11 protein-coding genes are annotated in these 14050 nt (G+C 35.3%); 10 read left to right on the top strand and 1 reads right to left on the bottom strand.

Translation table 11 applies throughout. From position 1 onward, the window contains the following. Nucleotides 1-77: 77 nt before the first annotated feature. From A9178_RS08135 to A9178_RS08110, 6 genes are all read left to right on the top strand, one after another. Nucleotides 78-1061: an aldo/keto reductase gene (locus A9178_RS08135; RefSeq protein WP_068674177.1), complete on the top strand. Its 984-nt coding sequence runs from the start codon at nucleotides 78-80 to the stop codon at nucleotides 1059-1061. A gap of 86 nt (nucleotides 1062-1147) precedes the next feature. Beyond that, nucleotides 1148-1756 carry a polysaccharide deacetylase family protein gene (locus tag A9178_RS08130; protein ID WP_156520731.1) on the top strand — a complete coding sequence of 203 codons (609 nt, stop codon included), beginning with the start codon at nucleotides 1148-1150 and terminating at the stop codon, nucleotides 1754-1756. A 261-nt stretch (nucleotides 1757-2017) separates the two neighbouring features. After that, nucleotides 2018-3529, top strand: coding sequence for an endo-1,4-beta-xylanase (locus A9178_RS08125; RefSeq protein ID WP_082918135.1), 1512 nt, complete (start codon nucleotides 2018-2020; stop codon nucleotides 3527-3529). Nucleotides 3530-3696: 167 nt separating this feature from the next. Next, nucleotides 3697-5022 (top strand): xylose isomerase, encoded by a 1326-nt coding sequence (gene xylA / locus A9178_RS08120; RefSeq protein WP_068674174.1) that lies wholly within the window; start codon nucleotides 3697-3699, stop codon nucleotides 5020-5022. A gap of 121 nt (nucleotides 5023-5143) precedes the next feature. Next, nucleotides 5144-6583 carry an MFS transporter gene (locus A9178_RS08115; protein ID WP_231889808.1) on the top strand — a complete coding sequence of 480 codons (1440 nt, stop codon included), beginning with the start codon at nucleotides 5144-5146 and terminating at the stop codon, nucleotides 6581-6583. A gap of 109 nt (nucleotides 6584-6692) precedes the next feature. Then, nucleotides 6693-7742 carry an aldose epimerase family protein gene (locus A9178_RS08110; protein WP_068674171.1) on the top strand — a complete coding sequence of 350 codons (1050 nt, stop codon included), beginning with the start codon at nucleotides 6693-6695 and terminating at the stop codon, nucleotides 7740-7742. Nucleotides 7743-7878: 136 nt separating this feature from the next. Here A9178_RS08110 and A9178_RS08105 read toward each other — a convergent pair whose 3' ends face one another. Then, nucleotides 7879-9069 carry a coenzyme F420-0:L-glutamate ligase gene (locus tag A9178_RS08105; protein WP_068674169.1) on the bottom strand — a complete coding sequence of 397 codons (1191 nt, stop codon included), beginning with the start codon at nucleotides 9067-9069 and terminating at the stop codon, nucleotides 7879-7881. Between the two features lie 108 nt (nucleotides 9070-9177). Here A9178_RS08105 and A9178_RS08100 point away from each other — a divergent pair, with 108 nt between their 5' ends. From A9178_RS08100 to A9178_RS08085, 4 genes are all read left to right on the top strand, one after another. Continuing rightward, nucleotides 9178-10068, top strand: coding sequence for a LysR family transcriptional regulator (locus A9178_RS08100; RefSeq protein WP_068674168.1), 891 nt, complete (start codon nucleotides 9178-9180; stop codon nucleotides 10066-10068). A gap of 80 nt (nucleotides 10069-10148) precedes the next feature. Then, complete coding sequence (locus tag A9178_RS08095) at nucleotides 10149-10724, top strand: DUF7010 family protein (RefSeq protein ID WP_068674166.1); 576 nt, start codon at nucleotides 10149-10151, stop codon at nucleotides 10722-10724. Between the two features lie 508 nt (nucleotides 10725-11232). After that, nucleotides 11233-12249 (top strand): DUF1646 family protein, encoded by a 1017-nt coding sequence (locus tag A9178_RS08090; protein ID WP_068674164.1) that lies wholly within the window; start codon nucleotides 11233-11235, stop codon nucleotides 12247-12249. A gap of 216 nt (nucleotides 12250-12465) precedes the next feature. Next, nucleotides 12466-14046, top strand: a complete 1581-nt coding sequence (locus A9178_RS08085; protein WP_068674162.1) for an FMN-binding glutamate synthase family protein — start codon at nucleotides 12466-12468, stop codon at nucleotides 14044-14046. Nucleotides 14047-14050: the final 4 nt, after the last annotated feature.

Here is a 14050-nt window from a genome sequence, read left to right as displayed (position 1 = left end):
CAATGGGTGAGGATATAGAAAATCTATGTAGACAAAAGTAACATTAAAAAGTCATGGTAAAGAATAGGAGGATAAAATTGAATTATAAACAACTTGGAAATACAGATCTAAAAATTAGCGAGCTAAGCTTCGGAACTTGGGCAGTTGGTGGTTCATGGGGAAGGGTAAATGATACAGAGGCATTAAAAGGATTGCAGCGTGCAATGGATTTAGGCGTGAACTTCTTTGATACAGCAGATGTTTATGGGGATGGACATGCGGAAGAATTACTGGCAAAAGCGACAAAAGGAAAGGAATCAGAGATACATATTGCCTCGAAGTTTTGCCGTGCTGGTGATATTCATGATCCCAATAATTATTCAGAAGAACGAGTGAGGGCATATTGTGAAAGTAGCTTGAAGCGTTTAAACCGCGAAACAATTGATTTGTATCAAATTCATTGTCCACCATTAGAAATCTTACAAGATGGTAGTGTATTTGATGTTCTTGAAAAATTAAAAGCAGAAGGAAAAATTCGTTATTATGGTGTGAGTGTGGAAACAGTAGACGAGGGGCTATATTGCATTGAGAATACGAATGCGAGTTCCTTACAAGTAATCTTTAATATATTCCGGCAAAAACCAATGGAGGAATTGTTCCCACAAGCTGTAAAAAATGGGATAGGAATTCTTGCAAGAGTTCCATTAGCTAGTGGATTACTTACAGGAAAATTTAGCAAGGATACGACATTTGAAGAAGACGACCATCGTCGATTTAATCAAGATGGGGAAGCGTTTAATGTAGGAGAAACTTTTGCCGGGCTTGAATTTAAAAAAGGTGTTGAGCTAAGTAAACAGCTAGAATGGATTGCAAAAGGAAGAGAAAATATGACGAAAGCTGCGTTGAAATGGATTTTAGAACATGATGCAGTAACAAGTGTGATCCCCGGCTTCCGCAATGTAAAACAGGTAGAAGATAACTTGGGTGCGCTTGAAGTGAAAGATTATACTCAAGAAGAAATGGAACAACTAAAAACCTTCTATCATGACAATGTAAAAGATTATATTCGTGGTGTTTATTAATAAGATATGGTCGTTGTGTAAAAGGCAGGGATAACCTGCCTTTTACAATGATAGGAATCATGAAGGGGGCGAAGTGATTGAATAAAGTGATTAATGAAGTACCGAATACACAAAAGAGGATAGCCATTACCTTTGATGATGGACCAAATCCTATTTTTACACCAAAGATTTTGGATATTTTTGCAAAAGTGGAAGGAAAAGCAACATTTTTTATGATTGGTGAACAAATAGATAACTATCCCGATATCGCTAGGGAGGTTGTTAGACAAGGACATGAAATTGGAAATCATACGTATTCACATGTTAATTTAACTGAATTAAGCCCACTCGAGTGTTTGAATGAAGTGAAACGTAATGAGAATTTAATCCAGAAATTTACTGGAACAAAGCCTCTTGTCTTTCGCCCTCCTTTTCTTGCATATGATGAAAAAACTATTTCAATGCTGAGGGAGAGGAGTTACCAAATGATTGGTGCGCTGAATACAGATGCCCTAGATTGGGAACAGCCTGGAGTTGACTTTATTTTATCAAAATCAAGAAATCATGTGAAAGATGGAAGCATCCTTATATTCCATGATGGATATGGCTATCGTTCACAAACGATAGAAGCAGTAAGTGTGCTAGTTCCTGAACTTAAATCACAAGGTTATGAGTTGGTAACAGTAAGTGAATTATTGAAAGCAATCCATCTTTAGTTGATAAGGAAGCATCTAACTAGGATGGAGGACTAATTTTCAGAAACTTCATTCGACTAATGGATATACTAAGTTTATTACTGTATAATAAAAATGATAGGGCTTTCATCTTAGAGTTTACGATATTAATACTAGTTTTAAAAAGGGGTGAGATCTAAACTATTCTAAAAACTAACAAATGAGGTGATATGAATCCGAGTTTTTAATCATCTTAGTTCAATCATTAAACGAACAAAGTATTAATGGAGAAGGAGATATATTATGTTAAAAATTTTAAAGAAACCGATGATTACAGGTATGGCTTTAACATTAATGCTGCCATTGGGAGTAAATAGTGTTTCTGCCGAAGAATCAGATGCAATCCATGCGACTGAAGTAGCTCCAATGGATCAAAGGTATGAAGATTCTTTTAAAATTGGTGCAGCGGTTGAACCTGATCAATTGGAGGGTGAATCAGCTGAAGTTCTGAAGCACCATTATAATAGTATTGTGGCAGAGAATGCAATGAAGCCTATGTACATCCAACCAAAAGAAGGAGAGTTTTATTGGGAGGATGCCGACAAAATTGTTCAGTTCGCTAAAGAGAACGATATGTATTTTCGTTATCATACCCTTGTTTGGCATAGTCAAGTACCGGATTGGTTCTTTCTAGATGAAGAAGGAAAACCAATGGTGGATGAACAAGACCCAGAAAAACGTGAAAAGAATAAACAGCTTCTATTAGAGCGAGAAAGGACACATATTAAAACAATTGTAGAACGCTATAAAGACGATGTGGATGCTTGGGATGTTGTTAATGAAGTTATTGACGATGGTGGTGGACTTCGTGAATCTCCATGGTATGAAATAACTGGCAAAGACTTTATTAAAGTAGCTTTTGAGACAGCAAGAGAATATGCCGGTGAAGATGCAATGCTTTATATTAATGATTATAATAACGAAGTAGATGATGTAAAAAGAGATGACTTTTATGATCTAGTAAAAGAACTAGTGGATGAAGGGGTTCCAATTGATGGCGTTGGCTTCCAATCACATATTCAACTGGGCTGGCCATCCATTGAGGAAACTAGAGAATCCATTGAAATGTTTGCGGATCTAGGGCTAGATGTACAGATTACGGAATTGGATGTTAGTATTTATGGTTGGCCACCAAGCGGTGAATATAATACAGAAGATGAAATTCCGAATAGTATTTTAGAAGAGCTAGCAGATCGATATAGGGACCTATTTGATTTATATGAAGAATTGGATGATAAAATCAGCAACGTAACATTTTGGGGAATTGCTGATAATCACACTTGGTTAGATGATCGTGCACAAGAACATAGTGATGATGGTAAGGGTAAGGATGCACCATTTGTATTTGATTCCGAATACAATGTAAAACCTGCTTATTATGCAATGATGGACTTAGTAGATCCAAGAGATTTATCTAGTACCTTCTTTTCACCAATCAAGTCAGGTAAATTAAATAGTATGAAACAGGGAAGAACAGTTCCAGTTAAAATGGAGTTAGTGGATGAGCAAGGTAATGATGTATCAGGTGAAGAAGCGAAACTTTATATAACAGAGGTTTCTGCTGATGGAAAATTAGGCCCTAAAGAAGAAGCCGTTTCCAGTGGAAAAGCAAATCAAGGTAACCTGTTCCGTTCTTTAGGTAAGGGTAAGTATATGTTCAATTGGAATACGAAATCACTGGAAAAGGGAACATACCAGCTTAGTGTAGAAGTAGGCAACTATACAGTAGATACTGTTCAGATTAATTTAAAATAATAGATGGAATACATGAAAGGGTTCACTTTTAGTGAACCCTTTCTATTTCCTTTCTATTTAATTAAAAAAATAATTTATAAAAACTTTGTTCATTCGATGGACAAACTAACATAGGGTTGTTATAATGTATTTGTAAACAGTTACATGACTTATTTGGAGGAATAAATATGACTTATTTTAATAATATCAGCAATATCAAGTATGAAGGACCAAAATCAAACAATCCATTGGCATTTAAATTTTATAATCCGGAAGAAAAAGTCGGCGGTAAAACGATGGAAGAAATTCTTCGATTCGGTGTAGCATACTGGCATACATTTACAGAAGATTTATCTGATCCATTTGGTGCAGGTACCGCTATCCGCCCTTGGGATAAATACCAAGGCATGGATTGTGCCAAAGCACGTGTCGAAGCAGCATTCGAGTTCTTTGAAAAAATAAATGCTCCTTTCTTTGCATTTCATGATGTGGACATCGCACCTGAAGGGGATACATTGGCAGAATCCAACAAGAATTTAGATACGATTGTTGCGATGATCAAAGAATACATGAAAGACAGTAAGACCAAATTACTGTGGAATACTGTTAATAATTTCAGCCATCCACGTTTTGTTCATGGTGCGGGTTCATCAAGTAATGCAGATGTTTTTGCTTATGCAGCTGCTAAAGTGAAAAAAGGATTAGAAGTAGGAAAAGAATTAGGTGCTGAAAACTATGTATTCTGGGGTGGCCGTGAAGGTTATGAAACACTACTAAATACAGATATGAAACTAGAAATGGACAACCTTGGTCGTTTCTTCCATATGGCAAATGACTATGCAAAAGAAATTGGATTTGACGCACAATTCCTAATCGAGCCAAAACCAAAAGAGCCAACCTCTCATCAATATGACTTTGATGTAGCAAGTGGTTATGCTTTCTTACAACACTATGGCCTTGAAGATGTACTCAAATTTAACATCGAAGCAAACCATGCAACACTTGCTGGTCATACGTTTGAACATGAATTACACTATGCACGTATTCACAACATGCTAGGATCTGTGGATGCTAACCAAGGTCATCCATTACTAGGATGGGATACAGATGAATTCCCAACAGACCTTCATACAACTGTATTAGCTATGTATGAAATCCTGAAAAATGGTGGACTTGGTCGTGGAGGATTGAACTTTGATGCAAAAGTTCGCCGTGGTTCATTTACACCGGAAGATTTATTCCATGCCCATATTGCAGGAATGGACAGCTTTGCAGTAGGATTAAAAGTAGCTCAACGTTTAATTGATGATAAAGTACTTGAGAATGTGTTAGAAGATCGTTACAAGTCTTATAAAGAAGGAATCGGTCTTGATATCGTAGAAGGAAAAGCAGACCTTCATAAGTTAGAAGAATATGCGTTAGGCTTAACTGAAATTAAGAATGAATCTGGTAAATTGGAAAGCATTAAAGCAATAATTAATCAATATCTATTAACGACATTTGCGGCTAGGTAATTTTAGGATGTAACAGATCTGATAGATCAGGCAACTTAGGTTGTCTGGTCTACAATAAGGCTATATATAGTAAGCGTTTCACCTAACTGTGAAAGCGATTAAAAAGTAAGGAGGGCTTGGTTTGGAAAACGCCAAACAAGATTTTCAAGAAATGGAACAAGATCAACCGCATTCAACAAGGCCAGGTAAAGCTCCCAAATTAAAAATGACTGAAAAGCTTACATTCGGTTTAGGGGATTTTGGAGCAAATTATAGTTGGACTTTTATCGCTTCCTTCATTACTATTTATATGACGGACACGGTAGGTATTAGTGCAGGTATTATTGGTACGATCATTTTACTTGCTCGTATTTTTGATGGTTTTAGTGATATATTTATGGGGACCATCATTGATAATACGAATACAAGATGGGGGAAAGCAAAACCATGGGTGTTCATGACTGCTCCTATTTTGGGTGTTTTAACGTTCATGCTATTTAATGTACCAGGAATGTTTGGTCAGACTGGTAAGATTGTTTATGTATTTATTGTATACTTTCTCATTTCAGTAATATTTTATACTGCTAACAATGTAGCGTATTCTTCCCTTACTTCCTTTATGACAACGGACGAAAAAGACCGTGTTTCTCTAGGAAGTATACGTTTTATCTTTGCTAATGTTGCCGTACTATCTATTACAACATTTACAACTGTGTTAGTAGATGCATTTGGTGGTGGACAGCAAGGTTGGACATGGACAGCTGCTCTATACGGGTTATTATGTGCTGTACCATTAATGATTACTGGATGGTTTGTAAAAGAACGAAACGTAGCAGAAAAGAAAAACAAAGAACAAAAAACTTCCTTTGTTCCAATTATGAAAGTGTTATTTTCGAATAAATATTTTAATTTGGCCATTGTTTTATACCTTCTTTGGTATTTAAGGCAAACCGAAACAGGTGCAAGAATTTATTATGCAACATACATTTTTGATAATCCCAATGTGATGGGGATTTTAAGTACAGCATCCTTATTGCCGCTAATCATTGGACTGTTCTTTGCACCCCAGATTGTCGGACTTTACGGTTTAAGAAAGAGTGTAAATATTGGATTGTTAGTTTCTGTACTAGGAACTGGTATGATGATATTCTTTTCGGAAAACTTAACAGGATTGGTTGTTGCAACAGTTATTAATGCGTTAGGTCTAGTTCTATTACAAGCTGGGCTTAGTGCGATTGTAGCAGATGTTGGAGATATCGTTTATTGGGAGTCAGGTGTTCCTGTTCAAGGATCTGTATTTAGCTTAACTAGTGCTGGTATGAAAATTGGACAAGGTCTAACAGCGGCTTTAGTAGGTTGGGCGCTACAATTAGGTGGATATGTTGCCAATTCAGCTATTCAACCTGATAGCGCTATCTTTGCGATTAAATCGATGTTTATCTACTTCCCACTAGTAATGATTGTTCTTATGTTTATTGTAGTACTACTACTAAATTATGAAAAATTCATGCCGCAAATTAGAGAAGAAATACATGAAGGTCGTGTTGGAGAAGATCGAACAAAGTATATCATGGAAAAATAGAATCTATATAAGTCTTATAAAAGGCAGGAGCATCATAATGGCATCCTGCTTTTCTAATACTTATAATTCAAACTCTTGTTTGTAGCGAATGAATTGGGGGGATTTTATAGTGAAAATTGATACTAAAAAAATACAAGTAGAGAGTGGAGAGACATGGAAACAATTCACATTAACCAATGATAATGGTGTGACAGCAGAATTTCTCGATTATGGTGGAATCATAACTAAGATTTTAGTACCTGATAACAAAGGAAATATCGAAAATGTTGTCCTTGGTTATGAAAACTTAGAGGATTATAAAACCAATCCTTTCTATCTTGGGGCTTTAATTGGTAGAGTTGCTGGGAGAATTAAGGGAGCCACCTTTCATTTGAATGGGAATACTTATTCAGTGGAATCGAATGATGGGGAAAATTGCCTTCATGGTGGTTTAGTTGGCTTCAATCATGTTTTATGGGAAACAACTTCGTTTCAAACGGAAGATAAGATTGGGGTTCATTTAATTTACAGAAGTATGGATGGAGAAGGTGGATTTCCCGGTAATGTAGATATTGAGGTTACTTATACGTTAACCAATTATAATCAATTCATTATTGATTACTATGCAAAAAGCGACAAAACTACACCACTAACTTTGACTAACCATTCTTATTTTAATTTAAGTGGAAATTTAAAAAATACGGTTCATCAACAACATGTTGTTTTAGATAGTAGGAAGTTTGTAGAGTTGGATGAAGCGCTTATTCCAACTGGGAAACTTGTGAATGTAGAAGGAACATCATTTGATTTCAGGAATGGTCGTAGGTTAGGTGAAGGGTTTAATGAGCATACGAAACAAAATAGTATAGCAAATGAAGGATATGATCATTATTTTCTTTTTGACAATGCATTAGAAAACAACATTGTTATGAAAGATATTGATTCAGGTCGTATATTATCAGTACGAACCAATCAACCGGGAGTTGTCATGTATACTTCTACGACTCTACCGGAAGGGCTTCGTTTAGCAGAAGGTCTATCGGAGAGATATTTAGGAGTATGTTTTGAAACACAAAGTTCTCCTGCATCGTTGCATGAGGAGGATTTTCCAAGTGTGATTTTAGAGCCAGGGGAACCTTATGAAAAACAGACAGTATTTTCTTTTGATATAGAAGACTAGTCTTTAATAGTAGTCAAATAATTGGGGATTGGATGAAGACTTGAGTGTAAGAAATGAAGAAATTGAAGAAGTATATGGTGGGAAGGAAATGAATAGTGGAAAGGACTGTTGGAAGAATTAACAGCCCTTTCCATATTTACTTCGTATAATTATCAAAATATCCTTGGATAAAGACAATAGGTGTGCCTTTATCTCCACTTCCTGAAGTTAAATCAGATAGGGAACCGATTAGGTCAGTTAGTTTTCTTGGTGTTGTTCCTTGTGATTCCATGGCACCGACAAGGTCTTCCTCTTTATTATTAATAAACTCAGAAATAGCCTTTTGTAATTCTTCTCCTTTAAGGTCAGAGAAGTTATTGTCAGCAAGATATTTTAGTTTCACTTCATTCGGTGTTCCGTTAAGTCCAGATGTATAAGCTGGCGAAACTACCGGGTCAGCCAACTCCCATATTTTACCGACAGGATCTTTAAATGCTCCATCTCCGTAAACCATCACTTCTACCGTTTTGCCCGTTTTTTCTTGAAGGAGTTGTTGAATTTTATCAACGACCGGTTGGCAATCACGTGGGAAAAGTTTTACACGGTCTTCCGTCGCTTTATTAGACCCAAGTAAACCATATTCCTCATTATAACCACTACCATCGACAGACTCTGATAAAATATTATCAAGACTATATATCTTTTCTGCACCATTGTCTTTCAGGATTCTTTTCGTTCTTAATCTAGAATGAATGTCACATGCTAATACGCTTTTCGTATATTCCAATATAGATTTCGGATTATTAGAGAAAATGACTTCACATTCGATTCCATATTCTTCAACAATGGATTTGTAATAATCAATATAATCAACACCAGTAAAAGTGTGTTTGTTTTCTCCAAAAAGCTCGCGGAATTGATTTTCTGTTAAAACATCTGTCCAAGGATTTACTCCCTTTTCATCAAGTTGATCAATATCGACTAAATGGTTACCCACTTCATCAGATGGATAACTCAACATAATAACGATTTTCTTCGCACCTTTTGCAATTCCTCTAAGGTTAGTAGCAAAACGGTTACGACTTAAAATCGGGAAAATAACCCCAATGGTATCATCACCAAATTTTGATTTCACGTCTTTAGCGATATGGTCAATCGTTGCGTAGTTACCTTGAGAACGGGCAACAATGGATTCTGTTATTGTTACGATATCTTTATCTTGAATAGAAAAACCTTCTACCTCAGAAGCTTTTAATACACTCTCTACCACAATCTCTTCTATTTGATCCCCTTCATTAATGATAGGGCAACGTAAACCTCTAACAACAGTTCCAACTACTCTTTCCACACGACTCGCTCCTTAATAATTAAGTTAATAACGTCTATTTCTACTATACAATTTTAATGTGTATAAGTAAAATTAATATATGTAATAGTAGGTATAAGGGGGAATTATATGGTAAGTAAATTAGATTTATATAAAGTATTTTGGACGGTAGGAAAAGAAAAAAGCTTCTCCAAAGCAGCAAAAAGGCTATATGCTACTCAACCAGCTGTAAGCCAGTCTATCATGCAATTAGAAAGAGAATTAGGAACACGCTTATTTAATAGAACTTCAAAAGGGGTTTCTTTAACCGATGAAGGGAGCCTTTTATTTGAGTATGTCCATTCCTCCCTTAATTTAATCGATACAGGTGAGCGGAAAATCTTAGAGCTAAAAAATTTAAGGGCAGGGGAATTGAAAATAGGTGTTGGCGATACCATTTCCAGACATTTTTTATTGTCCTATTTAGAGACCTTTCATAATAATTATCCTAAAGTGAAATTTAAAATACTAAACGGAACAACCTTTGAAATATTATCGTTTTTAAAGTCTGGAGAAGTAGATATTGCGGTTTGTAATCTCCCAGTGGATGATCAATCGTTTGAAGTCATTCCTTATATTGATATTCATGATACGTTTGTTTGTGGCGAGAAGTATAAGAGCATCCTTTCCAAACCTTTAGATTTAGATGATTTAAAGAAGCTCCCTTTAATATTCCTTGAGCCTAGCTCTAATTCTAGGAAATATGTGGAGGATTATCTTTTGTCAAAAGGGTTTAAATTGTCACCTGAATTTGAATTAGGGTCTCATGATTTGTTATTAGACTTTGCAAAAATTAATCTAGGACTAGCTTGTGTAACCCGGGAGTTTTCGTTGGATTATTTAAATAGAGGTTTAGTATATGAAGTGCAATTAAAAGAAGAAATACCGAAGCGAAGTATTGGGGTATGCTACTTAAAAAGTGTTTCACTTTCACCAGCAGCAGCCAAATTTGTCGAACTTATCGAAAAGGGGGGAAGTTAAATACTAATTATTATGATAATTCCTAGCAATCTTATGTTAGACTATTAAAGACAAAGTTATAATAATTTGGGGGACTTTTTATGAATATGAGAGAAGTACAAAATGATTTAATGCAACGTACAAAAAAAGGGGTAGCAATGCTTTATGTAGGGGCCATTTATTGGTTTCTAATGGGGATTTTAGGTTTTTTCGATATGCATATTAACTTGTTGGGCTTAATTTATTTAATAGGGATTGGAATGATTTTTCCATTAGGTATTTTAGTATCAAATCTACTTAAGATTGACTTTATTGCGAGAGGTAATGAATTATCGGGTTTTGCTGGCGTTATTGGAGGGATGCAGATTCTTTTCGCTCCAATTTTAATTATGATTTATATAGAAAAAATAGAGTGGTTGCCATTTTTTATTGCTATCTTAACTGGTGCTCATTTTCTTCCATTTAGCGTTCTTTATAAAAGTAAGGGATATATATTTCAATCCATTGCAGTAGTTTTAATGGCAATGGTTGTTGGATTTATTTTTATGGATTTTGTATATACTATATTGCCGTTTAGTTTAAGTGTTATTTATTTGATAACAAGCATTTTATTAACGAAAGAAAATAAAAATCTAACATTACATACAACATCAATAAAACGTAAAATAGACATGTAAAAGTGACATCTTTTTACAATATTCGAGCTTAATTGTTAAGATATTTCCTAGGGAATATCTTATGCTTTAAATAAATTGGAGAAGTTTGTCGTAAGTTTAAAATAGTAAGGAAAACCATGGAAATTGTCGATGAAAGTCCTGATAGATTTGAGAAGCAGCTTGTTTTTATCTGCTTGATATAATGTATAATTTACGACAAATAGAAAAATATAATTTATGATTTTCCTATTCATTCCCGCTTGTTCCAACTAGTTGTATAGATTACTGCGTTGGGAGCGTAATTGTTTCATAAATTTCTGTGCGTTCATTTGTTAGGTGAAACACTGTATTGGCGAAAAATTTTGTCTAGTTTTAAAAGTGGAAAGTAAACTTCCAAAAAATTATGGTAAAATAGTAGCATAGAAATATCCTAATCAACACTTAATGTGAAATTTTTCACAAATTAGATTTTGCCAATGATGTTCCGTTTTTAGCAAAATTTATATCATTAAAATTGGGGGAATATAGTATGGTCATTGGTCTGGTAATCATATTATTATTAGTTTTATTATTACCATTTCTAGTAAAACCTGTTGAGGAGAATTTAGAACCTTTCTTATTTGTTATGGGTTTGCTAGCGGCAATTGTAAGTGGCGTGCTTAACAAGGAATTATGGTTTGAGGCCATGGAGGACCCAATATTCATTACATTAGCTGTTCTTATTGCTGGTTTACTATTTAAATGGATGAAGGGTCCTATTGAAAAATCCATATTAAATATTAGTCAGAAAATGAATATCCGACTATTTTTGGCGTTAATCATTATTATTTTAGGATTGTTATCTAGTGTGATTACGGCAATAATTGCTGCAATCGTGTTAGTTTCTATTGTAAGTACATTAAAGCTAGATAGGAAGACAGAAATTCGTGCCGTTATTTTAGCTTGTTTTTCTATTGGTTTAGGTGCGGTATTAACTCCAATTGGTGAACCGTTATCAACCATTGCTACAAATAAATTAAATGAAGAGTTTTTCTATTTATTTAAATTAATTGGTTTTGAGGTTATTTTTGCTGTTGTTGCCATTGGAATCATTGCATTTGTTACATTAAAGCCAAGTAAAAGCGACCGTACTTTAGATGGAAGTAATGAGGCAGAGAGTTATTCAGAGATTATCATTCGCTCCATTAAAATTTATCTATTTGTTATGGGGTTAACCCTTCTTGGGGCTGGTTTTGAACCACTTGTAAATATGTACTTGCTTCATCTACAGCCAGGAGTATTGTATTGGATCAATATGATCTCTGCTATTCTTGATAATGCTACACTAGCAGCTGCAGAAATTAGCCCTGCGATGGATACGGGAACGATTCGATTTTTATTATTAGGGCTTATTATTAGTGGTGGAATGCTAATACCTGGAAATATCCCTAATATAATTTCGGCTAATAAATTAGGAATTACAAGTAAAGAATGGGCGAGGTTCGGAGCACCTTTTGGTTTAGTGATAATGGTTCTATTCTTCATCTATCTTATGATTGTTGGATAAGAAGGGCTAAATTGGATATAGTTTAGACAAGCTCTATTTGCTTAATTATTAGTATGGTTAGGAATATTTTTAGAAGATATGAATAAAATCCATCTTGTAAAACAAGGTGGATTTTTTGTCATGTGGGAAAATTAGCAGTCTACAATTAAGTATAAAAGGGAATTGTAAAAATGAAATGATAGGGGACACTAGCTATTAGTTAAGGAGGAATTTTACTTGAACATAGCAGATATGATGACCATTATTGCATTCATCTTTACTTCTTTCCTTTTGGCGTCTTTGATTATTATATTGTTATATTTATTTTTGGTAGATCGGAATCAAAAACAACATCCAGTTTTACGAAATTATCCAGTATTAGGACGTGCAAGGTATTTTCTTGAGCAGATTGGTCCTGAATTAAGACAGTATTTATTTAATAGTGACTTTGAAGGAAAGCCGTTTAACCGAGTAGAGTATCAGCATATTGTGAAGAAAGCAAAATACAAACGTGATGTTGTTGGCTTTGGGTCTTTAAGAGACTTTGACAAGCCAGGTTACTATATTCGAAATTCGATGTTTCCTAAACTAACAGAGGAAATTAATATGGACACCAGTATAAAGGTGAAAACAAATAGATACTTACTAATTCATGAACCTTTATTCATGCATAGAAAAGAAAAGCTAGAAAGCCATGAGTCACCTGCATATTTATTAAAAGAGGAAGATGCAATCGTAATTGGTACGAATTGCGAGCAGCCTTTTGTTGTGAAAGGGCAAATTGGAATGTCAGCAATGAGCTATGGTTCATTAGGAAAAAGAGCCATTACAGCACTTTCTGAAGGGATAGGCATGGCAAAAGGGAGTTGGATGAATACAGGAGAAGGTGGGATTTCAGAATATCATCTAAAAGGTGATGTCGATATTATAATGCAAATTGGCCCAGGCCTTTTCGGTGTAAGAGACCCTGAAGGAAACTTTAGTTGGGAGGCATTGAAGGATAAGGCGAAAATCCCTCAAGTTAAGGCATTTGAATTAAAACTGGGACAAGGGGCGAAAACGCGGGGCGGCCATATTGATGCTGAAAAGGTAACGGAAGAAATAGCAAGTATTCGTATGGTCGAACCCTATAAGTCGATTGATAGCCCAAATCGATTTAAAGAGTTTAGTGATTTATCCTCTTTATTTTCCTTCATGGAAAATGTACGAAAGGCGACAGGAAAGCCTATCGGAATGAAGGTTGTTATTGGTAGTTTCCATGAAGCTGAGGAGTTAGCAAAACAAATAAAAGAAACTGGACAAGGCCCAGACTTTATTACGATTGATGGCGGCGAGGGCGGAACAGGTGCGTCTTACCAGGAATTAGCAGACGGTGTTGGTTTGCCTATTAAATCGGCATTACCATTAGTCCACAAGGCATTAATGGAATATGGTGTAAGGGATAAGGTGAAAATCATCGCCTCTGGTAAACTCATTTCTCCAGATCGTATCGCTGTTGCCCTTGCCATGGGAGCGGATTTAGTTAATATTGCAAGAGGATTTATGATAACAGTCGGTTGCATTCAAGCACTAAGGTGCCAATCTAATGCTTGTCCAGTAGGTGTTGCAACAACAGACCCTGATTTACAAAAGGCTCTTGTAATTGATGAAAAGAAACATCGAACTGCAAACTATGTTATTTCGATGAGAAAAGGGCTGTTTCGAATAGCCGCAGCTGCCGGCTTAGACTCGCCGGTAAAATTTAGTGAGGAGCATGTTGTTTATAAAGATGAAAAGGGGAAAGTAGTGCCTTTGGAAGAAAAAACATTTTTGGGATAGTTTT

Source organism: Oceanobacillus sp. Castelsardo (assembly GCF_001659985.1).
Taxonomy (GTDB): Bacteria; Bacillota; Bacilli; order Bacillales; family Amphibacillaceae; genus Oceanobacillus.
The sequence above is the reverse complement of the archived record's forward strand: the minus strand, read 5'-3'. Positions and strand labels throughout refer to the sequence as shown.

Coding starts and splice junctions, on each gene's coding strand:
- A9178_RS08125 (WP_082918135.1), top strand. CDS start 2,018: ATGTTAAAAATTTTAAAGAAACCGATGATTACAGGTATGGCTTTAACA.
- A9178_RS08100 (WP_068674168.1), top strand. CDS start 9,178: ATGGTAAGTAAATTAGATTTATATAAAGTATTTTGGACGGTAGGAAAA.
- A9178_RS08095 (WP_068674166.1), top strand. CDS start 10,149: ATGAATATGAGAGAAGTACAAAATGATTTAATGCAACGTACAAAAAAA.
- A9178_RS08090 (WP_068674164.1), top strand. CDS start 11,233: ATGGTCATTGGTCTGGTAATCATATTATTATTAGTTTTATTATTACCA.
- xylA (WP_068674174.1), top strand. CDS start 3,697: ATGACTTATTTTAATAATATCAGCAATATCAAGTATGAAGGACCAAAA.